Annotated in this window: 21 protein-coding genes; 11 read left to right on the top strand and 10 right to left on the bottom strand. The window is 57.3% G+C overall.

Annotated elements, in window-relative coordinates; all coding sequences use genetic code 11:
- Nucleotides 1–75 precede the first annotated feature (75 nt).
- From mtnA to AC07XZ_RS11475, 11 genes are all read left to right on the top strand, one after another.
- Nucleotides 76–1,152 (top strand): S-methyl-5-thioribose-1-phosphate isomerase, encoded by a 1,077-nt coding sequence (mtnA, locus tag AC07XZ_RS11425; protein WP_007950910.1) that lies wholly within the window; start codon nt 76–78, stop codon nt 1,150–1,152.
- A 423-nt stretch (nt 1,153–1,575) separates the two neighbouring features.
- The gene (gene gyrA / locus AC07XZ_RS11430) at nt 1,576–4,239 is read left to right on the top strand and encodes a DNA gyrase subunit A (RefSeq protein WP_085745011.1); all 2,664 of its coding nucleotides are present in this window, start codon (nt 1,576–1,578) and stop codon (nt 4,237–4,239) included.
- Between the two features lie 64 nt (nt 4,240–4,303).
- A complete protein-coding gene (gene serC, locus AC07XZ_RS11435; RefSeq protein WP_085745010.1) occupies nt 4,304–5,389 on the top strand; it encodes a 3-phosphoserine/phosphohydroxythreonine transaminase in 1,086 nt (361 codons plus the stop codon).
- A complete protein-coding gene (pheA, locus tag AC07XZ_RS11440; protein WP_007950913.1) occupies nt 5,389–6,483 on the top strand; it encodes a prephenate dehydratase in 1,095 nt (364 codons plus the stop codon). The genes serC and pheA overlap by 1 nt, the downstream gene beginning before the upstream one ends.
- A gap of 12 nt (nt 6,484–6,495) precedes the next feature.
- Nucleotides 6,496–7,608 carry a histidinol-phosphate transaminase gene (hisC, locus tag AC07XZ_RS11445; protein WP_102686481.1) on the top strand — a complete coding sequence of 371 codons (1,113 nt, stop codon included), beginning with the start codon at nt 6,496–6,498 and terminating at the stop codon, nt 7,606–7,608.
- A 28-nt stretch (nt 7,609–7,636) separates the two neighbouring features.
- The gene (locus AC07XZ_RS11450) at nt 7,637–9,844 is read left to right on the top strand and encodes a bifunctional prephenate dehydrogenase/3-phosphoshikimate 1-carboxyvinyltransferase (RefSeq protein ID WP_240868636.1); all 2,208 of its coding nucleotides are present in this window, start codon (nt 7,637–7,639) and stop codon (nt 9,842–9,844) included.
- Nucleotides 9,841–10,530, top strand: coding sequence for a (d)CMP kinase (gene cmk / locus AC07XZ_RS11455; protein ID WP_085647507.1), 690 nt, complete (start codon nt 9,841–9,843; stop codon nt 10,528–10,530). The genes AC07XZ_RS11450 and cmk overlap by 4 nt, the downstream gene beginning before the upstream one ends.
- Nucleotides 10,531–10,650: 120 nt before the next feature.
- Entirely contained in the window at nt 10,651–12,336 is a 1,686-nt protein-coding gene (rpsA, locus tag AC07XZ_RS11460; RefSeq protein ID WP_007950918.1) for a 30S ribosomal protein S1, read from the top strand.
- A 203-nt stretch (nt 12,337–12,539) separates the two neighbouring features.
- The gene (locus AC07XZ_RS11465) at nt 12,540–12,818 is read left to right on the top strand and encodes a hypothetical protein (protein ID WP_085745007.1); all 279 of its coding nucleotides are present in this window, start codon (nt 12,540–12,542) and stop codon (nt 12,816–12,818) included.
- Between the two features lie 151 nt (nt 12,819–12,969).
- Nucleotides 12,970–13,260, top strand: coding sequence for an integration host factor subunit beta (gene ihfB / locus AC07XZ_RS11470; protein WP_085745006.1), 291 nt, complete (start codon nt 12,970–12,972; stop codon nt 13,258–13,260).
- 24 nt (nt 13,261–13,284) lie between these two features.
- On the top strand, nt 13,285–13,524 hold the full coding sequence (locus tag AC07XZ_RS11475) for a LapA family protein (RefSeq protein ID WP_085745005.1): 240 nt from the start codon (nt 13,285–13,287) through the stop codon (nt 13,522–13,524).
- An 89-nt stretch (nt 13,525–13,613) separates the two neighbouring features.
- On the opposite strand, the gene AC07XZ_RS11480 is transcribed toward AC07XZ_RS11475, so the two are convergent.
- The 10 genes from AC07XZ_RS11480 to wecB all read right to left on the bottom strand — a co-directional run bounded on the left by AC07XZ_RS11480 (nt 13,614) and on the right by wecB (nt 26,195).
- Nucleotides 13,614–14,624: an MraY family glycosyltransferase gene (locus tag AC07XZ_RS11480; protein ID WP_085745004.1), complete on the bottom strand. Its 1,011-nt coding sequence runs from the start codon at nt 14,622–14,624 to the stop codon at nt 13,614–13,616.
- Nucleotides 14,621–15,580, bottom strand: coding sequence for a UDP-glucose 4-epimerase family protein (locus AC07XZ_RS11485; RefSeq protein ID WP_085745003.1), 960 nt, complete (start codon nt 15,578–15,580; stop codon nt 14,621–14,623). The genes AC07XZ_RS11480 and AC07XZ_RS11485 overlap by 4 nt, the downstream gene beginning before the upstream one ends.
- A 2-nt stretch (nt 15,581–15,582) precedes the next feature.
- Nucleotides 15,583–16,761, bottom strand: a complete 1,179-nt coding sequence (locus AC07XZ_RS11490) for a glycosyltransferase family 4 protein (protein WP_085745002.1) — start codon at nt 16,759–16,761, stop codon at nt 15,583–15,585.
- 7 nt (nt 16,762–16,768) lie between these two features.
- A complete protein-coding gene (locus AC07XZ_RS11495; RefSeq protein WP_102686479.1) occupies nt 16,769–18,418 on the bottom strand; it encodes a heparinase II/III family protein in 1,650 nt (549 codons plus the stop codon).
- Nucleotides 18,419–18,469: 51 nt separating this feature from the next.
- Complete coding sequence (gene asnB, locus AC07XZ_RS11500) at nt 18,470–20,308, bottom strand: asparagine synthase (glutamine-hydrolyzing) (RefSeq protein ID WP_102686478.1); 1,839 nt, start codon at nt 20,306–20,308, stop codon at nt 18,470–18,472.
- Nucleotides 20,308–21,930, bottom strand: coding sequence for an O-antigen ligase family protein (locus AC07XZ_RS11505; protein WP_102686477.1), 1,623 nt, complete (start codon nt 21,928–21,930; stop codon nt 20,308–20,310). Before AC07XZ_RS11505 ends, asnB begins: the two co-directional genes overlap by 1 nt.
- Nucleotides 21,931–21,932: 2 nt before the next feature.
- Nucleotides 21,933–22,412 carry a serine O-acetyltransferase gene (locus AC07XZ_RS11510; protein ID WP_085744998.1) on the bottom strand — a complete coding sequence of 160 codons (480 nt, stop codon included), beginning with the start codon at nt 22,410–22,412 and terminating at the stop codon, nt 21,933–21,935.
- Between the two features lie 2 nt (nt 22,413–22,414).
- On the bottom strand, nt 22,415–23,659 hold the full coding sequence (locus tag AC07XZ_RS11515) for a hypothetical protein (protein WP_085744997.1): 1,245 nt from the start codon (nt 23,657–23,659) through the stop codon (nt 22,415–22,417).
- A gap of 133 nt (nt 23,660–23,792) precedes the next feature.
- Complete coding sequence (gene wecC / locus AC07XZ_RS11520; protein ID WP_085744996.1) at nt 23,793–25,058, bottom strand: UDP-N-acetyl-D-mannosamine dehydrogenase; 1,266 nt, start codon at nt 25,056–25,058, stop codon at nt 23,793–23,795.
- Nucleotides 25,059–25,067: 9 nt separating this feature from the next.
- The gene (gene wecB / locus AC07XZ_RS11525; protein WP_102686476.1) at nt 25,068–26,195 is read right to left on the bottom strand and encodes a non-hydrolyzing UDP-N-acetylglucosamine 2-epimerase; all 1,128 of its coding nucleotides are present in this window, start codon (nt 26,193–26,195) and stop codon (nt 25,068–25,070) included.
- Nucleotides 26,196–26,307: the final 112 nt, after the last annotated feature.

Raw genomic sequence — 26,307 nt, forward strand, 5'->3', positions numbered from 1 at the left:
GCGAAGTATACCCGAGCGTCTTCGCGGGGGGATCGCTATAATCGGCGGCTTTTGTTCATGAGTGCGGGGTGAGGGATGCGCGATCGACTGTTGGCTGCGGAGAAAGTAAAGGCCATCGATTGGCGTGATGGCGCGCTCCACCTGCTGGATCAGCGCGTTTTGCCGTTCGAGGAAAACTGGATCGCCTACACCAGCGCCGCCGGCGTGGCCGAGGCAATTCGTTCGATGGTGGTGCGCGGTGCGCCGGCCATCGGCATCAGTGCCGCGTACGGCATCGTGTTGGCGGCCCGTGCCCGGATTGCCGAAGGTGGCGACTGGTATGCGTCGCTGGAAGAGGATTTCATGTTGCTGGCCGATTCCCGTCCGACAGCGGTCAACCTGTTCTGGGCGTTGAACCGCATGCACGACCGGCTGGACCGCTTGAAGGAAAACGCCGATCCGCTGGCGGCGCTGGAAGCCGAAGCCATTGCGATTCATGAAAGCGATCGTGAAGCCAACCTGACCATGGCCCAGCTCGGCGTCGACCTGATCCGCAAGCATCAGGGCAATGCTCAGGCAATTCTCACTCACTGCAACACCGGCGCCCTGGCCACCGGCGGTTTCGGGACGGCGCTCGGGGTGATTCGCGCGGCGTTCATCGAGGGCATGGTCGAGCGCGTCTACGCCGACGAAACCCGGCCGTGGCTTCAAGGCTCGCGTCTGACCGCGTGGGAGCTGGCCAACGAAGGCATTCCGGTGACCCTGAACGCTGACTCTGCCGCCGCGCATATCATGAAAACCAAAGGCGTGACCTGGGTGATCGTCGGCGCCGACCGGATCACCGCCAACGGCGATGTGGCGAACAAGATCGGCACCTATCAACTGGCGGTCAACGCCATGCACCACGGCGTGCGTTTCATGGTGGTGGCGCCGAGTTCGACCATCGACATGAATCTGGCCAGCGGTGACGACATCCCGATCGAGGAGCGCGACGGCGCCGAGTTGCTGGAGGTTGGCGGCAAACGTGTCGGGGCTGACGTCGAAGCGTTCAACCCGGTGTTTGACGTGACCCCGGCGGACCTGATCGATGCGATCGTCACCGAAAAAGGCATCGTCGAGCGCCCGGACACTGCGAAGATGGCGCAGTTGATGTGCCGCAAGCGCCTGCATTGATTGGCTTGATGTCCGCGTTGTCCTCTTCGCAGCAGGCTCGCTCCCACAGGTTTTGTGATCGCCACAGAACCTTGCGGGAGCGAGCCTGCTCGCGATGGGGCCTTGAAAGTCAATAAACATCCGCAATTTCGCCCCGAATTTTGCATTCAGGGAAGCTCTGAGCCTCTCTCGTCCCCGTTAAGCCTGTCATCGGTCATCTAACTATGCTCCATGCGCATCTGGGGGATAGGTGCGTGGCGGCTCTTGTGATAACATCCGGCGTTTTCCGAGGCAGTCCCACGGGGTTGTCTTCACTGCGCAAATCCAGGGTCAACTTGTCGATTTGTCGTAAGTCGGCGCATGGCACTCGGCCTGCATCGACGAGCTTCGTGCGTCCCCTATGGATATGGCGAAGTTTCACCAGAAAAAGGAATCAGGCTTCTCATGGGCGAACTGGCCAAAGAAATCCTCCCGGTCAATATCGAAGACGAGCTGAAACAGTCCTATCTCGACTACGCGATGAGCGTGATCGTCGGCCGTGCACTGCCGGATGCGCGCGATGGCTTGAAGCCCGTGCACCGTCGCGTGCTGTTCGCGATGAGCGAGCTGGGCAACGACTTCAACAAGCCGTACAAGAAATCTGCCCGTGTCGTCGGTGACGTGATCGGTAAGTATCACCCGCACGGTGATACCGCGGTGTACGACACCATCGTCCGCATGGCGCAGCCTTTCTCCCTGCGTTACCTGCTGGTCGACGGCCAGGGCAACTTCGGTTCGGTGGACGGCGACAACGCCGCGGCCATGCGATACACCGAAGTGCGCATGACCAAGCTGGCGCACGAGCTGCTGGCCGACCTGCACAAGGAAACCGTGGACTGGGTGCCGAACTACGACGGCACCGAGCTGATCCCGGCGGTCATGCCGACCCGCGTTCCGAACCTGCTGGTCAACGGCTCCAGTGGTATCGCCGTGGGCATGGCGACCAACATTCCGCCGCACAACCTCGGTGAAGTCATCGACGGTTGCCTGGCCCTCATCGACAACCCCGAGCTGACCGTCGATGAGCTGATGCAATACATTCCCGGTCCGGACTTCCCGACTGCCGCGATCATCAACGGTCGCGCCGGCATCATCGAAGCCTACCGCACCGGCCGTGGCCGCATTTACATGCGCGCCCGTTCGATCATCGAAGACATTGACAAGGTCGGTGGCCGTCAGCAGATCGTCATCACCGAACTCCCTTACCAGCTGAACAAGGCACGCCTGATCGAGAAGATCGCCGAGCTGGTAAAAGAGAAGAAACTCGAAGGCATCACCGAACTGCGCGACGAGTCCGACAAGGACGGTATGCGCGTCGTGATCGAACTGCGTCGCGGCGAAGTGCCTGAGGTGATCCTCAACAACCTCTACGCCCAGACCCAGCTGCAATCGGTATTCGGCATCAACATCGTTGCGCTGATCGACGGCCGTCCGCGGATCCTGAACCTCAAGGACCTGCTGGAAGCCTTCGTCCGTCACCGTCGCGAAGTGGTTACCCGCCGTACCGTGTTCGAACTGCGCAAGGCGCGCGAGCGCGGTCACATCCTCGAAGGTCAGGCCGTTGCCCTGTCGAACATCGACCCGGTGATCGCCCTGATCAAGGCTTCGCCGACGCCGTCGGAAGCCAAGGAAGCGCTGGTCAGCACGCCGTGGGAATCCTCGGCTGTGGTGGCGATGGTGGAACGTGCCGGTGCCGATTCGTGCCGTCCGGAAAACCTCGATCCGCAATACGGGCTGCGCGACGGCAAGTACTTCCTGTCGCCGGAACAGGCGCAAGCCATTCTGGAGCTGCGTCTGCACCGTCTGACCGGTCTGGAGCACGAAAAGCTGCTGGCCGAGTATCAAGAGATCCTCAACCAGATCGGCGAGCTGATCCGCATCCTCAACAGCGCCGTGCGCCTGATGGAAGTGATCCGCGAAGAACTGGAAGTGATCCGTGCCGAATACGGCGACGTGCGCCGCACCGAAATTCTCGATGCCCGTCTCGACCTGACCCTGGGCGACATGATCCCGGAAGAAGAGCGCGTCGTGACCATCTCCCACGGTGGCTATGCCAAGACCCAGCCGCTGGCTGCGTACCAGGCCCAGCGTCGTGGCGGTAAAGGCAAATCGGCTACTGGCGTGAAGGATGAGGACTACATCGCTCACCTGCTGGTCGCCAACAGCCACACCACCCTGCTGCTGTTCTCCAGCAAGGGCAAGGTGTACTGGCTGAAAACCTACGAAATCCCTGAAGCGTCCCGCGCCGCCCGTGGTCGTCCGTTGGTCAACCTGCTGCCGCTGGATGACGGTGAATACATCACCACCATGCTGCCGGTCGAGGAATACACCGAAGGTCACTACATCTTCATGGCCACCGCCAACGGCACCGTGAAGAAGACCCCGCTGGAATCCTTCAGCCGTCAGCGCAGCGTCGGTCTGATCGCGCTGGAACTGGACGAAGGTGACGTGCTGATCTCCGCGGCCATCACCGATGGCGAGCGTGAAGTAATGCTGTTCTCCGACGGCGGCAAGGTCACCCGCTTCAAGGAATCCGACGTGCGTGCCATGGGCCGTACCGCCCGCGGTGTGCGCGGCATGCGTCTGCCGGAAGGGCAGAAGCTGATTTCGATGCTGATCCCGGAAGAAGGCAGCCAGATCCTCACCGCTTCCGAGCGTGGCTACGGCAAACGCACCGCGATCACCGAGTTCCCTGAGTACAAACGTGGCGGCCAGGGCGTGATCGCCATGGTCAGCAACGAGCGTAACGGCCGTCTGGTCGGTGCGGTTCAGGTGCTTGATGGCGAGGAGATCATGCTGATTTCCGACCAGGGCACGCTGGTGCGTACCCGTGTCGACGAAGTTTCCAGCCTGGGTCGTAACACCCAGGGCGTGACCCTGATCAAGCTGGCCAAGGATGAAACCCTGGTCGGTCTGGAGCGGGTCCAGGAGCCGTCGGAAGTCGAGGGTGAAGAGCTTGAAGGTGAAGAAGGTGTCGAACTGGAAGAGGGCGTGATCGGCGCCGAACCGGACGATGCGGTCGACAACCTGCAGGCGGACGCCGCAGACGAAGAAGAGTCGCAAGACTAACCAAATCGTAGCAGGGCAGAGTGTTTGCTCTGTCCGCTACCGTGATTGCATAGCGAGAGTGGATGTGAGCAAACGAGCCTATAACTTCTGCGCAGGTCCCGCTGCGCTGCCTGAAGCTGTCCTGTTGCGTGCCCAGTCCGAGATGCTCGACTGGCACGGCAAGGGTCTGTCGGTCATGGAAATGAGCCATCGCAGCGATGACTACGTGGCCATCGCCGAGAAGGCCGAACAAGACCTGCGCGACCTGCTGTCCATCCCCTCCAATTACAAAGTGCTGTTCCTGCAGGGCGGTGCGAGCCAACAGTTCGCCGAGATTCCGCTGAACCTGCTGCCCGAGAACGGCACTGCCGACTATGTCGAAACCGGCATCTGGTCGAAGAAAGCCATCGAGGAAGCGCGTCGCTTCGGCAACGTCAATGTTGCCGCCAGCGCCAAGCCTTATGACTATCTGGCCATCCCTGGCCAGAACGAGTGGAAGCTGACTCCGGGTGCGGCCTATCTGCACTATGCGTCCAACGAAACCATCGGCGGCCTGCAGTTCGACTGGGTTCCCGAGGCTGGTGACGTTCCGCTGGTGGTCGACATGTCCTCCGATATCCTCTCGCGTCCGATCGATGTGTCGCAGTACGGCCTGATCTACGCCGGCGCGCAGAAGAACATCGGCCCGAGCGGTCTGGTGGTAGTGATTGTCCGTGAAGACCTGCTGGGCCGCGCCCGCAGTTCGTGCCCGACCATGCTCGACTACAAGGTCTCGGCCGATAACGGCTCGATGTACAACACCCCGGCGACCTATTCCTGGTACCTCTCGGGCCTCGTCTTCGAGTGGCTGAAGGAGCAGGGTGGCGTCGCCGCGATGGAGCAGCGCAATAAGGCGAAGAAAGATCGCCTGTACGGCTTCATCGACAACAGTGACTTCTATACCAACCCGATCAGCGTCAACGCCCGCTCGTGGATGAACGTGCCGTTCCGTCTGGCTGACGAGCGCCTGGACAAGGCGTTCCTGGCTGGCGCCGACGCCCGTGGCCTGCTCAACCTCAAGGGCCATCGCTCGGTTGGCGGCATGCGTGCCTCGATCTACAACGCTCTGGGTCTGGACGCCGTGGAAGCGCTGGTTGGCTACATGGCTGAATTCGAGAAGGAGCATTCCTGATGTCCGAGCAGGAGCTCAAGGCGCTGCGCGTTCGCATCGATAACCTGGACGAGAAGATCCTCCAGCTGATCAGCGATCGCGCGCGCTGCGCCGAAGAAGTTGCCCGGGTCAAGATGGCCAGTCTGGCCGAAGGCGAGCAGCCAGTGTTCTATCGTCCCGAGCGTGAGGCGCAGGTTCTCAAGCGTGTGATGGAACGCAACAAGGGGCCGTTGGGCAACGAAGAGATGGCGCGCTTGTTCCGCGAAATCATGTCTTCGTGCCTGGCCCTCGAGAACCCGCTGAAAGTTGCATATCTCGGTCCGGAAGGCACCTTCACCCAGGCGGCGGCCATGAAACACTTCGGTCACGCGGTGATCAGCAAGCCGATGGCGGCGATCGACGAAGTGTTCCGTGAAGTGGCGGCCGGTGCGGTGAACTTTGGCGTGGTGCCGGTGGAGAACTCCACCGAAGGCGCGGTCAACCACACCCTCGACAGCTTCCTCGAACATGACATGGTGATCTGCGGCGAAGTCGAGTTGCGCATTCACCACCACCTGTTGGTCGGTGAAAACACCAAGACCGACAGCATCAGCCGCATCTATTCCCACGCTCAGTCGCTGGCCCAGTGCCGCAAATGGCTGGACGCCCATTACCCGAATGTCGAGCGCGTGGCGGTGTCCAGCAACGCCGAAGCGGCCAAGCGGGTCAAGGGTGAGTGGAACTCGGCGGCGATCGCCGGCGACATGGCGGCCGGGCTGTATGGCCTGACCCGTCTGGCCGAGAAGATCGAAGATCGCCCGGACAACTCCACGCGCTTCCTGATGATCGGTAACCAGGAAGTGCCACCGACCGGCGACGACAAGACTTCGATCATCGTGTCCATGAGCAACAAGCCTGGCGCGCTCCATGAGCTGCTGGTGCCGTTCCATGACAACGGGATCGACCTGACCCGGATCGAAACCCGTCCGTCGCGCAGCGGCAAATGGACCTACGTGTTCTTCATCGACTTCGTCGGTCATCACCGTGATCCGCTGATCAAAGGTGTACTGGAAAAGATCAGTCAGGAAGCAGTAGCACTCAAGGTGCTGGGTTCCTACCCGAAAGCAGTTCTTTAAGGGGTGGTAGCAATGAGTGGCAACTTCCTCGCTCTGGCACAGCCGGGCGTGCAACAACTTTCGCCCTACGTACCGGGCAAGCCCGTGGACGAACTGGCGCGCGAGCTGGATCTGGATCCGGCAAGCATCGTCAAGCTGGCGAGCAACGAAAACCCGTTGGGCGCCAGCCCGAAAGCGCTGGCCGCGATCCGCGAAGCGCTGGACGAGCTGACCCGTTATCCGGACGGCAACGGTTTTGCCCTGAAATCCCTGCTGGCCGAGCAATGCCGTGTCGAGCTGAACCAGGTGACCCTGGGCAACGGCTCCAACGACATTCTTGAACTGGTGGCGCGCGCCTATCTGGCGCCGGGCCTGAATGCCGTGTTCAGCGAGCACGCGTTCGCGGTCTACCCGATCGCGACCCAGGCGGTCGGCGCTCAGGCCAAGGTCGTTCCGGCCAAGGACTGGGGTCATGACCTGCCAGCGATGCTGGCGGCCATCGACGCCAGCACCCGCGTCGTGTTCATCGCCAACCCGAACAACCCGACCGGCACCTGGTTCGGCGCCGAAGCGCTGGACGAGTTCCTGCAGGACGTGCCGGAACATGTGCTGGTGGTGCTGGACGAGGCCTACATCGAATACGCCGAAGGCAGCGATCTGCCGGATGGTCTGGATTTCCTCGCGGCTTATCCGAACCTGCTGGTCTCGCGCACCTTCTCCAAGGCCTACGGTCTGGCGGCGCTGCGCGTTGGCTACGGCTTGTCCACACCCGTGGTGGCAGACGTGCTGAATCGCGTACGCCAGCCATTCAACGTCAACAGCCTGGCTTTGGCCGCGGCGTGTGCGGTGCTGAAGGACGAGGAGTATCTGGCGCAGAGCCGTCAGCTCAATGAATCCGGCATGCAACAGCTGGAAGCGGGTTTCCGCGAGCTGGGCCTGAGCTGGATTCCGTCCAAGGGCAACTTTATCTGCGTCGACCTTGGTCAGGTGGCGGCTCCGGTGTTCCAGGGCCTGCTGCGCGAAGGCGTGATCGTGCGTCCGGTCGCCAACTACGGCATGCCGAACCATCTGCGGGTGACCATCGGTCTGCCGGCGGAAAACAGCCGCTTCCTCGAAGCGCTGCGCAAGGTTCTGGCTCGTGGGTGATGTCACTGCGCTGCAATCTGCTGCACCTATGATCGGGCGCCTGGTGGTGGTCGGTCTGGGGTTGATCGGTGGTTCGTTTGCCAAAGGTTTGCGTGAAAGCGGCGTGTGCCGCGAAGTGGTCGGGGTCGATCTCGATCCGCAATCGCGCAAGCTGGCGGTCGAGTTGGGCGTGGTGGATCGCTGCGAAGATGATCTGGCAGCGGCTTGCCAGGGCGCGGACGTGATCCAGTTGGCGGTACCGATCCTGGCCATGGAAAAAGTGCTGGCCCGTCTGGCCAGTATGGATCTGGGGCAGGCGATCCTGACGGATGTCGGCAGCGCCAAGGGCAATGTGGTGCGCGCGGCGACCGAAGCGTTCGGCGGCATGCCGGCGCGTTTCGTGCCGGGCCATCCGATTGCCGGTTCCGAGCAGAGCGGGGTGGAAGCCTCCAACTCGGAACTGTTCCGCCGTCATAAAGTCATTCTGACCCCGCTGGAGCAGACCGATCCGGCTGCCCTGGCGGTGGTTGATCGCTTGTGGCGCGAGCTGGGTGCCGACGTTGAGCACATGCAGGTCGAGCGTCACGATGAAGTGCTGGCTGCGACCAGTCATCTGCCGCACCTGCTGGCCTTCGGTCTGGTCGATTCGCTGGCCAAACGCAATGAAAACCTTGAGATCTTCCGTTACGCTGCGGGCGGTTTCCGTGATTTCACAAGAATCGCCGGAAGCGACCCGGTCATGTGGCATGACATCTTTCTCGCCAATCGCGAGGCTGTCCTGCGCACACTCGATACATTTCGCAGCGACCTCGACGCCTTGCGCGACGCGGTCGATGCAGGGGATGGGCACCAATTGTTGGGCGTCTTCACGCGCGCCCGGGTTGCCCGCGAGCATTTCAGTAAAATCCTGGCCCGCAGGGCCTATGTGGACGCTATGAATTCCAACGATCTGATTTTCCTGGCTCAACCTGGTGGCCGCCTGTCCGGTCGGATTCGCGTACCGGGTGACAAATCGATTTCCCACCGTTCGATCATGCTCGGTTCTCTGGCTGAAGGCGTCACCGAAGTCGAAGGCTTCCTCGAGGGCGAAGACGCCCTGGCGACCTTGCAGGCGTTCCGCGACATGGGCGTGGTCATCGAAGGCCCGCATCACGGCCGCGTGACCATCCACGGTGTCGGCCTGCATGGCCTGAAGCCTGCGCCGGGCCCGATCTATCTGGGCAACTCCGGCACTTCGATGCGCCTGCTGTCCGGCCTGCTGGCCGCGCAGGACTTCGACAGCACCCTGACTGGTGATGCTTCGCTGTCCAAGCGTCCGATGAATCGCGTCGCCAACCCGCTCCGGGAAATGGGTGCCGTGATCGAAACCGCTGCCGAGGGTCGTCCACCGATGACCATTCGTGGCGGTCACAAACTCAAAGGCCTGACCTACACCATGCCGATGGCCAGTGCCCAGGTTAAATCCTGCCTGCTGTTGGCGGGTCTGTACGCCGAAGGCAAGACCACCGTCACCGAGCCGGCTCCGACCCGTGACCACACCGAGCGCATGCTGCGCGGCTTCGGCTACCCGGTGAGCGTCAACGGTGCCACGGCATCGGTTGAGTCCGGCGGCAAGCTGACCGCGACCCACATCGAAGTGCCGGGCGATATCTCGTCGTCGGCATTCTTCCTGGTGGCCGCGTCGATCGCCGAAGGTTCGGAGCTGGTGCTCGAACACGTCGGCATCAACCCGACCCGCACCGGTGTGATCGACATTCTGCGCCTGATGGGCGCCGACATCACCCTGGAAAACCAGCGTGAAGTGGGTGGCGAGCCGGTTGCCGACCTGCGCGTGCGAGCGGCTAAACTCAAGGGTATCGAGATTCCGGAAGCGCTGGTTCCACTGGCGATCGACGAATTCCCGGTGCTGTTCGTGGCCGCGGCCTGTGCCGAAGGGCGTACCGTGCTGACCGGCGCCGAAGAGCTGCGGGTCAAGGAGTCGGACCGTATCCAGGTCATGGCGGACGGTCTGCTGGCGCTGGGCGTCAAGTGCGAACCGACCCCGGACGGCATCATCATCGACGGCGGCCAGATCGGCGGCGGCGAAGTGCATGGTCATGGCGATCACCGTATCGCGATGGCTTTCAGCGTGGCCTCGCTGCGCGCCACGGCACCGATCCGCATCCATGACTGCGCCAACGTCGCGACATCGTTCCCGAACTTCCTGGCGCTGTGCGCACAGGTCGGCATTCGTGTGGCGCAAGAGGCTCAGTCGTGAACAATATTGCTCCGGTCATCACCATCGATGGGCCAAGCGGCTCGGGCAAAGGCACCGTAGCCGGGATTCTGGCCAAGCGTCTGGGCTGGAACCTGCTGGATTCCGGTGCGCTGTATCGCCTGCTGGCGTTTGCTGCGCACAACCATGGTGTTGACCTGACCAATGAAGAGCTGCTGAAGAAACTGGCCGCTCATCTGGATGTGCAGTTCATCGCGGCGACCGACGGTCAACTGCAACGCATCATTCTGGAAGGTGACGAAGTCAGCGATGTCATCCGCACTGAAAGCGTCGGTTCCGGCGCTTCTCAGGTGGCTGCATTGCCGGCCGTGCGCGAGGCGCTGCTGCAGCGCCAGCGTGCTTTTCAGGAGTCGCCGGGGCTGGTGGCCGATGGTCGCGACATGGGCACGGTGGTATTTCCGAATGCGCCCTTGAAGATTTTCCTGACCGCCAGTGCCGAGGAGCGGGCGCGCCGTCGATATTTGCAGTTGAAGGGCAAAGTCGAGGGTGTTAGTCTGTCGAGTCTGCTAGATGAGATCCGTGCGCGCGACGAGCGTGATACCCAGCGAGCGGTGGCCCCGCTAAAGCCGGCGGCCGACGCCATACAGCTGGATTCCACGGAGTTGTCCATCGATCAGGTGCTGGAACGCATCATGAGCGAGATCGCCATTCGCGATATCGCCGGGTGACCAGGAAGGCCGCAGGGGACCAGTCATAGTCCTGCGGTGGCTTCCTTTAAATGAAACTGACCCGCATCGTCTGGGATGTGGAGACGGGCGTATTTTTCGCCCTAATCAACAGGAATTAAAATGAGCGAAAGCTTTGCGGAACTCTTTGAAGAAAGCCTAAAGACCCTGAACCTTCAGGCAGGCTCCATCATCACCGGTGTTATCGTTGATATCGATTACCAAGCTCGCTGGGTAACCGTTCACGCTGGCCTGAAGTCCGAAGCACTGATCCCTCTGGAGCAGTTCTACAACGACGCTGGCGAACTGAACATCAACGTCGGTGACGAAGTTCACGTTGCTCTGGACTCGGTTGAAGACGGTTTCGGCGAAACCAAGCTGTCCCGTGAAAAAGCCAAGCGCGCTGAATGCTGGATCGTTCTGGAAGCAGCCTTCGCAGCCGAGGAAGTGGTCAAGGGCGTTATCAACGGTAAGGTTAAAGGCGGCTTCACTGTCGACGTTAACGGCATCCGTGCGTTCCTGCCAGGTTCCCTGGTTGACGTCCGTCCAGTGCGCGACACCACGCACCTGGAAGGCAAAGAGCTGGAATTCAAGGTCATCAAGCTGGACCAGAAGCGCAACAACGTTGTCGTTTCCCGTCGCAGCGTCCTGGAAGCCGAGAACTCCGCCGAGCGTGAAGCTCTGCTGGAATCCCTGCAGGAAGGCCAGCAAGTCAAAGGTATCGTCAAAAACCTCACCGATTACGGCGCATTCGTCGATCTGGGTGGCGTGGACGGCCTGCTGCACATCACCGACATGGCGTGGAAGCGTATCAAGCACCCTTCCGAAATCGTCAATGTTGGCGACGAGATCGACGTCAAGGTTCTGAAGTACGATCGCGAGCGCAATCGTGTTTCCCTGGGCCTGAAGCAACTGGGCGAAGATCCATGGGTTGCTATCAAAGCCCGTTACCCAGAAAGCACTCGCGTTACCGCTCGTGTAACCAACCTGACCGACTACGGCTGCTTCGCTGAGCTGGAAGAAGGCGTTGAAGGTCTGGTACACGTTTCGGAAATGGACTGGACCAACAAGAACATCCACCCTTCGAAAGTCGTACAAGTCGGCGACGAAGTGGAAGTCATGGTTCTGGACATCGACGAAGAGCGTCGTCGTATCTCCCTGGGCATCAAGCAGTGCAAGTCGAACCCATGGGAAGACTTCTCTGGCCAGTTCAACAAGGGCGACAAGATCTCCGGCACCATCAAGTCGATCACCGATTTCGGTATCTTCATTGGTCTGGACGGCGGCATCGACGGTCTGGTTCACCTGTCCGACATCTCCTGGAACGAAGTGGGCGAAGAAGCCGTACGTCGTTTCAAGAAGGGCGACGAGCTGGACACCGTTATCCTGTCGGTTGACCCGGAGCGTGAGCGTATCTCCCTGGGTATCAAGCAACTGGAAAGCGATCCGTTCTCCGAGTACGTCTCGGTTAACGACAAAGGCGCAATCGTTACTGGCACCGTGAAAGAAGTTGACGCCAAAGGCGCCATCATCGTTCTGGCCGACGATATCGAAGCGACTCTGAAAGCCTCCGAAATCAGCCGTGACCGCGTTGAAGACGCGCGCAACGTTCTGAAAGAAGGCCAGCAAGTAGAAGCCAAGATCATCAGCGTTGATCGTAAGAGCCGCGTAATCCAGCTGTCGATCAAATCGAAAGACGATGCTGAAGAGAAAGAAGCCATCCAGAGCCTGAAAGCAGCTCCGGAAGGCGAAGCAGCTGACACCACCATGGCGGCACTGCTGCGTCAAGCAATGGCCAAACAGAACTGAGTTCTGTCTGATCATTAAAAAGGGCGACTTCGGTCGCCCTTTTTTGTGCCTGCGATTTGGTAAGCCTCGCTCTCTGGTTATACGGGTGAAACCATTTCCTTTGCCGGGCGGTCTGTTTCTTTAATCGGATCAATCGTCTATTCGCGTCTAGGCTTAGTCTGAAGATCGCAGTAGTCGGGCAGTCGCCTGGCATAAGGATGTGAATGAACAAGTTTATAGTTTTGTTGGGTATGTTGGTGTTGGCAGGCTGTACGACTAGCGCCAAGACTCATGCGGTGCGCGGAGTCAGCGGTATCGAGGTTGACTGCTCCGGCTTGGGTTCGGGCTGGGAGAGGTGTCAGAAGCGCGCAGCCAAGGAATGCAAGGGGGCGGGTTACAAGGTGATCACGCGATCTGATGATGCGCGGGATGAGGATGAGTTTCCCTTTGGTTTCAATCCTGCCGGCTATGTCACTCGAACCATGCTGGTGATTTGTCGGTGAGTGAGCGTTGGCGTGCATGCGATCCGATGCCCTGAAAATGGGCGTTTCGGCGAGCGGAAAGATATGTCAAGCCCTGGGCTGTTCAAAATCTTCCGGGCGTGCTAAAACCTTTCAAGCGCTGATCTAGCTGCTTGAAAAAGAAGGGAAAAATATGACGAAGTCGGAGTTGATCGAACGAATTGTCACCCATCAGGGGCTGCTCTCATCCAAGGATGTTGAGCTGGCCATCAAGACCATGCTTGAGCAAATGTCCCAGTGCCTTGCCACAGGTGATCGTATCGAGATCCGTGGCTTTGGCAGCTTCTCCTTGCACTATCGTGCGCCGCGAGTCGGCCGCAACCCGAAGACAGGGCAGTCTGTCAGTCTTGACGGAAAGTTCGTTCCCCATTTCAAGCCAGGCAAAGAGCTTCGGGATCGAGTGAATGAGGAAGAGGATGAATAGTAGATATGACCAGGGAAGCAGTTTATGACTAATCTCAAACGAATCCTCTTGGGAGGATTTCTACTGCTGCTGGTTCTGGTAATCCTGGCATTTGTACTTGAAAATCAGCAAACAGTATCCCTGCTGTTTCTCGGTTGGGAAGCACCTCATTTACCCGCTTCTGTCGTAATGTTGGCGGCACTCTTGGTCGGTATGATCATAGGTCCTCTGTTACGTCTGTTATTGGGTCGTGCTCTACGCGCTCGGCGCAAACCTTCGATTTAGATTTTTTAAGTTTCCTGAGCAGAATAAAGAGGGGAAGCCATGGCTTCCCCTCAATTGTTTCTGCAACAAAATACTAAATCACCACTGGCTTATTCCTTGCCTCCAGCATTGAACTTCACTGCCAGCGCTGCTAATGGCACATAAGCAATCAGAACCCCCAGCAGACCGTCCAGGTAACCGTTAGCCACCAATAGCGCAATCGGCAACAGCCAGCAAAGATTGATCGCGGCAACGCCCAGCGTGACGGGCAGGTGCTTTTTGTATTTTCGAGAAGCGAATTGATAAGCATGGCTACGGTGAGCTTCGTAGACTTTTTCTCCCCGTAGCAGCCGGCGGAACAAAGTCCAGGTTGCATCGACGATAAACACGCCCAGCAGAATCAGCCAGCTCCACAGCAATTGTGGTGCGGCCCAGGCAGCCTGCAGGGAGAGGACGCCCAGAGTGATCCCGAGGAAGCCGCTACCAGCGTCCCCCATGAAGATGCGAGCTGTCGGGAAGTTCCAATACAAAAAACCGGACACTGCGAAGGCAAGCAGAAGCGGGAGGAGGGCCAATACACCATTGCCCGTCAGCCAATAAAGCAACGTTGCACCCAGGCAAACAAAAATCGCCTCGACGCTGGCAATGCCATCAATACCATCCATGAAGTTATACAGGTTCAGCAGCCAGACCAGATAAAACGCGGCCAATACATTGCCAACCCAACCCAGGTCAAATACGAATCCGAAGACCGTCAGGGGTGGTAAGCCGCCTATCCAGTAAAGTGCCCAAATGGCTGCAATGAAATGACCCAGCAAGCGCCAGCGGGCGACGATATGGCCGTGATCATCCAGAAAGCCCAGTACTGCGATGCCGACACCTGCCCCCATCAATGCCCACATCGTCGGCAAGGTGATGGCACCCATGCTTGTCGCCAATATCAGTGCGACCAGAAAGCTCACAACGATCGCAACGCCGCCACCTCTTGGGGTGGGGACGGCGTGGGAGCTTCGGGCGTTGGGCACGTCTATAAGGCTTTTAGCCAGCGCATATTGCCGTAGGGCTCCGGTCAGAAACAGTGCAACGACGGCGCAAGCCGGTAATAACCACCACATATTCATTTGATTCGCAGGTCCAGAAAGTGTTTAGCCGTTTTACGCAGCGCCTCATCGACAGAGACGGGCGGGGTCCAGTTCAAAAGGGTACGTGTTTTTTCAATATCTACCTGAAGTGAACCGCACAGTCGTTGGGCCAGGGCTTGCTTGCCCAGCATCGATGCCCCGGTTTCAAGTACCCAGCCGGGGATTGGCAGCATTCGGACAGGTTTGCCCAACGCAGCGCCCATGCGCCGAAGAAGCATGGTAGTCGATAGGTCTTCGCCATCGCTGACCATGAAAGTCTGGTTCGCAGCAGCAGGATGGACTACGCAAGTCGCAATCAGGTCAGTGAGATTGTCCAGTGCGACGAGGCTGCGGCGGTTGTGAAGTGCGCCGAATGGCAGCGGCACGCCTTTGTGGAGCCAGCGCATCATGCTGAGAAAGTTGGCCTGTACGCCTGGCCCATAAACCAGTACGGGACGGATGATGACTACTTCCATCCCGGTTTCTGTGGAAAGCGCACGTAGTCCCTGTTCGGCCTCAAGTTTTGAAATCCCATAGGGATCAAGAGGCACAGGTTGGCTTTCAGCGCTGTAAGGGTTGCCTGGGGTTGTGCTCTCGCCGTTGACTTTCACTGAGCTGATGAAGATGAATCTTCGGATGCCTGCTTCAGCCGATTGCCGGGCGAGATTCAACGTGCCCTCGACATTGGTCTTGCGGTATTCGGCAAGAGGGTCGGATGACTCGTCGCTCATGACATGCACGCGGGCAGCCGAATGGATGACGACATCATGTCCGCTCAGCACCGACATCCAGTTCTGCTCGCTGGACAGATCGCTGATCAGCGCCTGAGTTGCACGGGAGTCGAGCTCATTCGAGTTTTTGCGAACGGCAGCGGTAACCTCATGACCCTGCTCCAGCAGCAGAGGTGTCAGGCCGCGTCCCACAAAGCCCGTTGCGCCTGTAAGTAGAATTCGCATGATCAGGAAACTTCCGATGTGGAGATTACATCTACAGCCATGTCGCGCATGATATTCGCTCTGGAGAACCGATCGATAAAGGCCGCGCGTGGGGTCGTGGAGATCGTCAGTCTTTCGAAGGATTCGACCGCCGCATCGACATCACAAGGTGCAAATACCGATGCATTTTCGATGTGCTCGGTCACAAACTCTGCCGCGTAGCCTGCAATGCCCGCCCAGATCGGTTTTCCCAGGGCAGCATATTCGAACAGCTTGGACGGCAATACTTTACGAAATGCATCGTAGTCATTCAGGTGCAGAAACAATATGTCCGCTGATTGGTAGACGCCGATCAGTTCGTCGCGTTTGACCGGGCTCAGCAGGTCGACATTGTTGCACTTGGACGCATTGATGGCGTCTTTCAATGCAGCCAGTCGGCCGCCATCACCGATTACCTTGAATCGCACCTTTCCTTCAAGGCGTTTTGCCAGTTGAGGGATGATGTTGTGAAGGCCCTGACCTTCCCCGAAGTTTCCTGCGTACACCACATCCAGAATGCGGTCCTGGTTGTCTTCGGTGTTCACAATCGGCAGGTTGAGGAATTCGTCATCGATACCGTTGGTAAACAGCGAATACTTCTGGTCCGGGTATCTGGATTTGAAGTAAGGAAGAAAGCCTGCTGAGACCAGGTTGACTTTGCGCGCCGACTTTATCGTGAAGCGTTCGAGCAACGAGAGGATCGGTTTGATGAACCGCACCATCTTCCCGGATAGAACGTCCTTGATGGTGTCCACGAAAATGTCACGGATGTCGAGGTACAGTGGTGTTTTCTTGCTGCGGGCAATGACGGCTCCAAGTGTTGCGGTCATCAGGCGTGAAGACGTTGCATAAACAAGGTCGTAGTGCTTGCCGCGAGCGAAGTTGCGCACATGTCTGGCGTAGACCAGAAACGCTTTTGCCTGATCGACCATCCCGCTTTTGTGAGCGGGCAGGGCGATACGGCGTATGGTCAGGCGCGGATGTTCTTCAAGCTCGGGCGCTTCGCTGCTGAATGAGCTGTAGCGATTGGGCAGTGTCGTGATCAGTTCGATATGGGCATCAGCCGGCAATTTATCCAGCAATGCCTTTACCAGTGCCGTGGTGCGGAATGAGCCGGCGGACAGATCCGGCTGATAATAAAAACTCAGGACTAAAAGTTTCAAATAAGCCTCACCACGTTACGCGGGTAATAAGTGTGTCTGACGATAGTTCGACAACGATGCATTGGTTCGCCACGGACTTGCCGAACTCCGGGTGCCAGGTTGTGTTCGCAATGCTGATGCATGCCGCGCCCGAGATGGAGACAGAGACTGTCTCTCCAGAAGCCAGGGTGATTGTCAGGCCGTTGTCATTCTGAGTCACTGACGCCTCGGGGTGCAGGTGGAATCTTGCGATCGACTTGTCAAAGGCGCCCGTTACCGAATCGTTGATCTGTAGCGTGTTCCTGGTGGCGTTCCACTCCCGCGTGTGAAGGTTCTTGCCCTTCAGGCGCTGGTAGCCGTCATGTGAGCAAACGATGCGAACGGATTCACCGGTGCTCTCGAAGGTGCTCAGGCTGACGCGGGCGCGGCGGGCGACCCTGAAGCCGGCCCAGACCTCCGAGGAGTTTTCGCCATCGATCTCTACGGTGTTATGAGCGGCGGTACTGCGTTGACGATGACGCTCGCTGTCCTCGCCGTATTGCGATGTGCCGGAGTTAACGAATACTCGCTGCCCGAATACGCTCAACTCGAAGCTCAACGTATCTGCGTGAGTATGGCCGGGCTGATAAACGGGAGCGACTTGTGCAAAGTTCAAGAGTGCTTTGCTGCCCTCACCGAACGCTATGTGCGCAAACCCGCTTTCGGCATGGCAAATGGCACCGATCGAAGAAGTGTCCGCTGCGTCTGCCGGTGGCTGGCAACCCAGCAAGGCGGCATAACCTTCGATGTCGCGCAGGGCAGGAGCAATGCCGAAGGCGCAATCATTGAAGAAGGGGATTTCGCCATCAGGATGCTGCATGCTGCGCAGCCAGATGATTCCTTGCTCGATCACTCGGCGCCACTCGGGTGCACGGCTTTTCAGTGCGTCGATATTGGCATTGAGTGCCAGATTGAGCAGGTCGCACATGTCCCAAAGCAACGAGGCGTGGTACATGGGCGACAGTTCGAAATGCGCCCCATCTGCCAGGAATTGCTCCTTCACCTCTCTGTCCAGAATCTTCAGTCCGGTTTTCAGCCAGTTCCCGGCCTCCCCGGTCTGCAGAAAGCTGCCCGCGAAAACCAGCGCCTTGCCATTCACGAACAAGTGATTTGCGAGGATGTGATATTCAATCCGTTGTGACAGTGCGTGTGTCTGCACTGCCAGGCTTTCCAGCCAGCGCTGATCCAGATGCGGCTGCATTTGCAACCACTTGACCAGGTTAACGATCCTGAGGGACAGCGTATAAGGTTCCCAGCCACAGCCGGCGAACGGCGGGTTGGCCGTGATCCAGCTGTTGACCAGATCCGTTTCCGACAGGGATGAATCATGTTCTTGGCGGGCGGTCAGGTGATCCAGATAATGCAGATTGTATTGCCAGATCTTTGGCAGCGCCTCGTTGTGCCATTCGATGGCCGCCTTGCTGCCCATGAAGTCGAACTGCCCGTCTTCGGTTATGCGCGATGAATTCCAGCGAGGTGGATTGGCCAGATCAAAGGACGGGTTCTTGCTCGCCGGTGTTGCGGCATACGGTTTGATCTTGGCAAAACGATAGTAGATTCGATAGAGAATCTGCTCCGGTCGCAGCACTTTGGCAGTGTGGTAGAGCTTTGTGAGCCGGGCTATCCGTGCGTTGCGCATATGAGTCACTGATTCAAATGGTTGATTCGTTGTAATGTATTTTCGAGCTACTCAAGCGAAGTTGAATTTGAGCCAGCGTTCAAAATACAGAAGTTGCCAGAGTTTGTAGGTGTTATTGGCGGCACCGGAAAAGTGACTCTTTATCAGCCGCTCAACTTCCTCGCGATTGAGGAATTGATAGATTCGCTGGAATTCAGATGCCAGGCGTTCCGCACCCAGGCGCAGAATGATCCCGTCCAGAGGAGGGTTGAACCCGGTTTTCGGACGGTTGACCAGCGTGGAGGGGAGCAGGCTTTTCAAGAGCGTCTTGAGCGGTGCTTTAGGCGCGCCGTCTTTCAACAGATCGGCACTGGAGGTTGCGAACCCGTTGGCAACGACGCGCTCATCCAGCAACGGCACTCTGAGTTCGATGCTTGCCAGCATGCTTGCCTTGTCGGAAACGCCCAGGTTGTGACTCAGGAACCCGGTCATGTCGAAATGCTGTGCGCATTTCACTTTATCGTCCACATCGCCTTTGTACTGGCTCAGCACATTGTCCAGGCGCTGTTTGTACGTGTTTTCCAGTGTCGAGTAGTTGGAGAAGAAATTGCTGAGTTCCTGTTTTGAGAAATAGCCGAGCATCCGCGAATACGCCAGCGGCCAATAACTTTCCTGGGCGTACGAGACGAGTCGCTCGAACTTCTTGTCGAGTTTTTTCGGGAAAAGATTGAGCTTCAGCAACGACTTGAGCAGCGGGTAGACCGCGCGGATCAGATTGTGGTGCTTGAGGACCTTGTATCGGGGGTATCCGGCAAACGCTTCGTCGCCACCCATTCCGCTGAGCATTACGGTATATCCGCTCTTCCTGGCCTCGTCGGACAGTCGATAGGTGGCCCAGAACGTATAATCCGACACTAGCTCTTCAGTATTTTTGGCGACGAAGTCGATGGATTCAAACGGATTGTCGTTCGCGTCGAGAATTTCGGTAACTTTAAGTTCTTTGCCCAAGTGCTTGGCGATGTCGGCAGAAAACTTCATGTCCACCGCGGAGTCTTCGGTTTCTTCGTATTTCGCGAAAAACAGGTCCGCAGCTCCTGTGTAGTTCGCAAGAATGCTGGAGTCGGCGCCGCCGCTGAAGAACACCCCTACCGGAACATCAGCTTCCAATTGACGGGTGACCGCAGACTCGATGGTGTCGGCAATGGACCGTTGAGTATTGAAGTTGATGATGTCCTGGTAGCGTACGGTTGTACGGGCGCCGGTGGTCAGGTCAAATTCGATATAGGTTCCCGGCTGTACTTTCTTGATTGCCTTATAACCGGTGTTGGGCTCGTAGATGAACCCATTGTTGAAGAACTCGAACACGTCATCGTTATCGATTTCAGCAACAACCTCTGGATAGCTTTTCAGACCGCGTATTTCCGAGCAGGCATAAAAACCATTGGCGCTTGAATAGTAATAAACCGGCTTGATGCCCACGACATCTCTGACCAGAAAGAACTTCCTGGCATTCTCGTCAAGAATGACCAGCGAAAACATTCCTTGCAGTTGCTTGAATGCCTGTTCCTTGTATTCGACATACAGCTTCAGGATGACTTCGGTATCGGACGTGCCGTTGAAGGTATAACCCTTCTTGACGAGGTCGTCCCTCAACTCGTGATGGTTGAAGACTTCGCCGTTGAAAATGATGCTGATGCCATTCCCGGCATGCATGGGCTGGCTGCCGGCGGCTGTCAGATCCAGAATGCTCAGCCGGTTGTGACCGAGTCCTATCTGGAAGTCCGCAACGGTAGTGAAGTATGTTCCAGAGGCATCCGGTCCACGATGTTTTGTGACGGCAAGACTCGCTTCCAACTGGAGGTTGGTGTCGGACGCGGACTGCTTAACACAAAAGAAACTTAAACCACACATTATGCCTTGAGCTCCATATTTTCTTGATTGGCGGTGTTTTGCACAGGCGACGACGGTGAGGGTGAAGCCTCGCCTGTATCAACACTCTTCCTGTCGTTTTGAACTTTCGGCGCTCGCGAGAGCGCTTGGGTGAGAATCAGGCCCCAGGCTGTAGCGAGCAGCAAGTTGAAGGTGATCAGGCGGAAAACGGCGAAAAACAAGCCGTAGATGGCCATGGTCAATACCACGGATCGCAGTATCGTCCAGTGGGCTGGCTCGACTCTGAGCGAGGTCACTCGAAGGACAATCGGGCCCAGCAGGACCAGCGCATAAGTAATGATTCCCAGCAGGCCACCGACCATCAAGGTATAGAGCGGCCAGTTGTGAATATAAGCGACCCATTGGGTAAACGATTCCCCGCTGGATGTTTCCCAGCGCATTTCGTGTTTGATGCCCAGTCCGTTACCCGCTACCGGGTGCGACTTAAACATGTCCCATGCAATGCCATACTCTACAACGCGCGAAGAGACGTTGAAGTCGGCATTTTCCTTTGTTGGAACGATGGGTTGCAACATGCCATCGTCGCCGGCTTTTGATTCTTCACTTGGCTTCCAGTTAACGATTGTCTCTATGCCAGACTCGATCAGCAGGCTCATCCTGCCGAGCCAGATCTGCTGCATGCCTGTAGCGAAAATGAACAGCAGCGCGCAGATGCCCAGAGCGGTGGCGCTCACCATCAATTTTTTTCGCAGTTGGGCGTGAAACACAAAAACGAAAGCGGAAAACAGCATCATCACCAGCAGTGCGCTCAACAGCATGCTGCGGGTGAAAGTGATCAGTACGGCGGTCATGCAAAGCAGAGACATCAAGGCACCGACAGCGGTGATCTGCTTTTGCCGCGACAGGATGCAAGTGACAAATCCGGCCGCCATTCCCACGGGCAGCAGACTGTCGGTCGCTTGCGCCAGAACCATGGTTATACGGTCGCGCATGGGGCCGATAGCATTGGCATTGTGCAAGGCGGCTTCTTTTGTAAGCTTGATGGCCTGAGCGTCTGCAGGGTCGATCCAGTAGGGTCTCCAGATGCCTTGGTAGAAGTAGTAAAAAACGATATATCCGGCGGTCAGAAAGACCAGCGTCGCTACTGAGCCGCCTACCCAGCGAATACGCGTTTGATCCTGACTGACCAATATGCAGACAGGGATCAATGCGTAGATGAACAGGAAGGGAATGACGCCCCTCACCCAGTCGGTGAGGGGAACGTGATTGTGCATGGCAACTGCCAGGTTGGTGCCCAATATAAGGAGACCGACCAGCAGGGGAGCTGCGAATACCTTCAGTGCATCTTTTAACGTGTACGTGCGCAGGAGCTGCAGCAGGCTGCCTGCAAAAACGGTGGCCAGCAATGCTGCAAATGATAGCTCCTGCAGGCCCAGTGAGGGTGGCGCCGGACGCATGGCAAATGCCATTGGAAAGAGCGCCAGCAAACCGTGCCAAGGCGATTTCAGTGCCATGAGAATAAGGAGAAGAACGCCGGCGGTACCGATGTAGAACGCGGCGCCAGGATCTTGTGAAAGAAGAATGGCAGTGCCCGCGCCGGCAGCAATCGCGCAACTGTTTTTATTAAAATATGATTCTTTCATCATTATTCTCCGGCCATCTTCCGCGGACGAATTGCTTTGAAATCAGCAGATGTCTGGCCAACAATTCGAGCGGGAATTCCAACAACCACGGAGTTGTCTGGTACGTCCTTCAGTACGACGGCGGACGCGCCAATCTGGCAGTTGTTCCCGATCTTGATGTCGCCGATTATTCTTGCGCCTGCACTGATATAGCAGTTGTCGCCAATCACGGGGCACTTGTTTATTTCGCTGGATGCAAAGCCTTCCGCCGCACCGATCGTGATGCCCTGGCCCAGCACGCAGCCGCTACCGATCCTGGCGTTTGCGTGAAGCACAACGCCGATGGCGCCATAAGCGAAGATCGAGCCTTTGCCAATGCTTGCCGAAACGGGGACATACGAATTGAAGATCAGGAAAATGAAATTTCGAATGAGCATCGGAATAACCGGGATCTTTCGTTGATAGAACCAGTGTCCAATACGATAAAGCGTGACTGCGTTCATTCTCAAAACCTCAATTTACGGAAATCTGCCAGGCGCAGACGGAGAGTCCAGGTTGCGATGATCAACAGGGAGCACATATAGAAAATGCCCCAGATCAGGCTGACGTTGGCCATGACTATAGAAAGGGGGGAAAGTATTGCCACCCAGAAAATCACCGGAAGCTGGATGCCGGGGCGACAGAACAGGTGCAGTGTCAGCAGGTAAGCGGAGAACCCCAGTGCATAGAATACTTTTGCGGCCTCAAGTCCCTGCACGAAAAAGACCATGCAGACCACAGCGATACAACCCAGTGATACGTTTATCGCGATGACCCTGCGGTGAAATCCCGAGGCAATGAGATATCGCTCCGTCACCACCGCCCAGTAGAGAACCGGCAAGCAGGGGAGCAGGGCCAGATAGCCCGAATATTTGGGAAAGAGCCACGATACGAAATAACCGAACAACCCCACGAGCGCGAAGTACATCACGGCGATCGACATGATGATCCGGTATTGCTCCTGGCGCTGGCCTCCGGATATGAACGAAACAAATACTGCCCTGACGTTGATGGGGAAAAGACTGGTTGCGGATTGAATGATCGACACAATCACGCGAAACAGTCCCAGCTCACGAACCGGCAGGATCTTCGAGAGTATGTAAGGTAGTATGTTGGTGAACAGGTTGAAGAACAGCGTGATGGAGATCATGCGCGGCAGAAGGGTAATGACCTGCCAGAGCGTTGAGCCCAGCTGCTTGCCAAGCGGTAGTTTTGCTCCGTGAGTAAACAGCGCAACCAGTGCCAGCAGACAAGGGATCAGGTTGGTCAGGCACAGGATGTCCACGATGCTCAGCGGCCAGATGTTCTGATGGCTGACAAACAGGGCGGCGAAGAAAACCCCCAGAAACAGAATCAGATACCCGACGATCCAGCGGTAGAGTCGCAGTCCGAAAAGTGACAGCAGGCAGGCTGAACTAAGCAGCATGACGCTGAGCAGCAAGGGATTGCCCAGATCCGTCAACTGACTTAGTCCGCTGAAGAGCAGGAAGATCAGGCTTGCCATAAATAAGGAAGTGACAAGGATGTGTTCAGGTTCAACGCTTGCAAGAAGTTGCTCGTTGATGATGTCCAGCAGTTTCTGAAATAAAAAAACCAGCACGTTGGCTTTGATGAACTCGCCATAGGCTTCAAGTCCATATAAACCAGGAATAACAAAGTTTACTACCAGGCCACTAATCAGTGTCAGCGCCTGAATCAGCAGATTGACCATGTCTCAACCTTCTTCAATCTCATCATGACTAATTCGAGCACATGATCATCGGAGTTTTCATCGAAGCAACGAAGTGCGCAGGACCCGATGACTCATGGAGACACCTGGTCCTGCGCTCAGTTTCGATAAGTGGTCAGTTCCAGATACCGCGCGTATCGACTCGCTCTGCACGCGCCAGGCTGCTTTGCGGGATCGACTTGAATTGCTTGTGGTCGACAAGCAGAACAATCACATCTGCTTGAGCCAGTGCGCTGTCGATATCGCAGAGAGTGACTTTGCCTTCCATGTTGGCAGGCAATTGATCGATATTGGGTTCGACGGCCAGTACCTTGCCCGGATGAGCATCGGCAATTTTCAAAGTGATTGCCTTGGACGGGCTTTCACGCAGGTCGTCGATATCCGGTTTGAAGGCCAATCCGAAGCAGGCGACTGTAACGTCCTTGGCCGTCTTGTCCGGGTTTGCCTGCAGGTGCTTGCCGATGGCTTGCTGGACCTGGTCGATCACCCATTGCGGCTTGCTGTCGTTCACTTCACGAGCTGTGCGGATCAGGCGCGCCTGCTCCGGAGTCTTGCTGACAATGAACCATGGGTCCACGGCGATGCAGTGGCCACCGACACCCGGGCCGGGTTGCAGAATGTTCACTCGTGGGTGGTGATTGGCCAGACGGATCAATTCCCAGACGCTGATACCCAGCTTGTCGCATATGATCGAAAGCTCGTTCGCAAATGCAATATTCACGTCACGGAAGCTGTTTTCGGTCAGTTTGCACATTTCGGCGGTGCGGGCGTCCGTGATGATGCACTCGCCTTCAACGAAAGTTTTGTACAGTTGCACGGCAGCTGCGGAGCATTTCGATGTCATGCCGCCAATGATGCGATCGTTCTCGATCAGTTCACGCAGTACGTGACCCGGCAGAACGCGCTCGGGGCAGTGTGCGATACGAATGTCGGACTCTTCGCCATGGGTTTGCGGGAAGGTCAGGTCCGGGCGGGCCTCTGCCAGCCACGCGGACATCTGTTCGGTCGCACCCACTGGAGAAGTGGACTCGAGAATGACCAGATCGCCTTTCTTCAGAACCGGAGCGATGGATTTGCTGGCGGATTCGATGTAGGCAAGATCGGGCTCATAGTCGCCTTTGAAAGGCGTAGGAACGGCGATCATGAACGCATCTGCCGGTTCGGCGACGGTGGTGGCCCGCAGGAAACCTTCGGTCACGGCTGCGTGGACGACGATATCCAGGTCTGGTTCGACGATATGGATTTCACCGCGATTGATCGTTTCGACAGCGCGGGGGTTTACATCGACGCCAATCACCTTTTTCTTGCGGGCGGCGAAAACGGCTGCCGTTGGCAGTCCAATGTAGCCGAGACCGACCACAGAAACAGTTTCAAAGCTCATACGTTGGCCTTATTGGATTTTGGAAAGAGTTTCGAGAATGCGAGCACAAGCCTTCCCATCACCGTAGGGATTGTGAGCGTAGCTCATCTGCTCGTAGGCATCAGAGTCAGTCAGCAGGCGGCTCAAGTTGCTTGTAATTGCGTCTACGGCAGTACCGACAAGTTTTACGGTACCTGCCTCAACAGCTTCCGGGCGCTCCGTTGTATCACGCATCACCAGGACCGGCTTGCCGAGCGAGGGGGCTTCCTCTTGAATGCCGCCCGAGTCGCTGAGGATCAGGTAAGAGCGATTCATCAGCCAGACAAACGGCAAGTATTCCAGAGGCTCGATCAGGTGGATGTTTCCGATGCCTGCCAGAAGACGATTCACAGGCTCCCGTACATTCGGATTCAGATGCACAGGGTAGACAATCTCGACGTCCGGAAAGGCTTTCGCGGTAGTGGCCAGTGCCTTGCAGATGTTCTCGAAGCCGTCGCCGAAGCTTTCACGGCGGTGGCCGGTGACGAGGATTACTCGCTTGCCTTCACCGATGAACGAAAACTGCTCGTGGAAAGCCTGTTGCAGAGAGGCTGTGTTGCTGACGCGTGAAACAACGTCCAGCAGGGCGTCGATGACCGTGTTCCCGGTCACGTGAATCGAAGCTTCCGCTACGCCTTCCTTGAGCAGGTTTTGTCTGGAGGTCTCTGTAGGAGCGAAGTGGACCGCTGCCAGTGCGCCGGTAAGTTTGCGGTTAGCCTCTTCCGGCCAGGGCGAATAGAGATTGCCGGTACGCAACCCCGCCTCGACATGAGCAACCGGGATCTGCTGGTAGTAGGCCGCCAGTGTCGTTGCAAACGTGGTTGCCGTATCGCCATGTACCAGAACGATATCCGGCTTGTATTCGGCAAAGACCTTTTTCATGCCTTGCAGGATTGCCGTGGTGACGTCGGTCAGATCCTGGCCCGGCTTCATGATGTTCAGATCAAAGTCAGGCTTGATCTCGAACAGATCCAGTACCTGGTCGAGCATCTGGCGATGCTGACCGGTCACGCACACTTTGGCTTCGAAGCGTTCGTCGGCAGCAAGGCTCAGCGCCAGGGGAGCCATTTTGATCGCTTCAGGGCGCGTGCCGAACACACATAACGTTTTCAAAGTCATCACAACACCGCTATTGAAAATAAATGAAATTTACCGCGTGTACATGCCGTACCACTTGTCCGCAGAGGGACGATTGGATAACTCACTGAGCCGTTCTTCCTTGGTTTAGCCT

Source organism: Pseudomonas sp. GW458-11-26-14-LB4 (assembly GCF_059423925.1).

Bases quoted from the DNA above. Each gene is read 5' to 3' on its own strand.
- mtnA (WP_007950910.1), top strand. From the start codon at position 76: ATGCGCGATCGACTGTTGGCTGCGGAGAAAGTAAAGGCCATCGATTGG.
- gyrA (WP_085745011.1), top strand. From the start codon at position 1,576: ATGGGCGAACTGGCCAAAGAAATCCTCCCGGTCAATATCGAAGACGAG.
- pheA (WP_007950913.1), top strand. From the start codon at position 5,389: ATGTCCGAGCAGGAGCTCAAGGCGCTGCGCGTTCGCATCGATAACCTG.
- hisC (WP_102686481.1), top strand. From the start codon at position 6,496: ATGAGTGGCAACTTCCTCGCTCTGGCACAGCCGGGCGTGCAACAACTT.
- AC07XZ_RS11450 (WP_240868636.1), top strand. From the start codon at position 7,637: ATGATCGGGCGCCTGGTGGTGGTCGGTCTGGGGTTGATCGGTGGTTCG.
- rpsA (WP_007950918.1), top strand. From the start codon at position 10,651: ATGAGCGAAAGCTTTGCGGAACTCTTTGAAGAAAGCCTAAAGACCCTG.
- AC07XZ_RS11465 (WP_085745007.1), top strand. From the start codon at position 12,540: ATGAACAAGTTTATAGTTTTGTTGGGTATGTTGGTGTTGGCAGGCTGT.
- ihfB (WP_085745006.1), top strand. From the start codon at position 12,970: ATGACGAAGTCGGAGTTGATCGAACGAATTGTCACCCATCAGGGGCTG.
- AC07XZ_RS11475 (WP_085745005.1), top strand. From the start codon at position 13,285: ATGACTAATCTCAAACGAATCCTCTTGGGAGGATTTCTACTGCTGCTG.
- AC07XZ_RS11480 (WP_085745004.1), bottom strand. From the start codon at position 14,624: ATGAATATGTGGTGGTTATTACCGGCTTGCGCCGTCGTTGCACTGTTT.
- AC07XZ_RS11485 (WP_085745003.1), bottom strand. From the start codon at position 15,580: ATGCGAATTCTACTTACAGGCGCAACGGGCTTTGTGGGACGCGGCCTG.
- AC07XZ_RS11495 (WP_102686479.1), bottom strand. From the start codon at position 18,418: ATGCGCAACGCACGGATAGCCCGGCTCACAAAGCTCTACCACACTGCC.
- asnB (WP_102686478.1), bottom strand. From the start codon at position 20,308: ATGTGTGGTTTAAGTTTCTTTTGTGTTAAGCAGTCCGCGTCCGACACC.
- AC07XZ_RS11505 (WP_102686477.1), bottom strand. From the start codon at position 21,930: ATGAAAGAATCATATTTTAATAAAAACAGTTGCGCGATTGCTGCCGGC.
- AC07XZ_RS11510 (WP_085744998.1), bottom strand. From the start codon at position 22,412: ATGAACGCAGTCACGCTTTATCGTATTGGACACTGGTTCTATCAACGA.
- AC07XZ_RS11515 (WP_085744997.1), bottom strand. From the start codon at position 23,659: ATGGTCAATCTGCTGATTCAGGCGCTGACACTGATTAGTGGCCTGGTA.
- wecC (WP_085744996.1), bottom strand. From the start codon at position 25,058: ATGAGCTTTGAAACTGTTTCTGTGGTCGGTCTCGGCTACATTGGACTG.
- wecB (WP_102686476.1), bottom strand. From the start codon at position 26,195: ATGACTTTGAAAACGTTATGTGTGTTCGGCACGCGCCCTGAAGCGATC.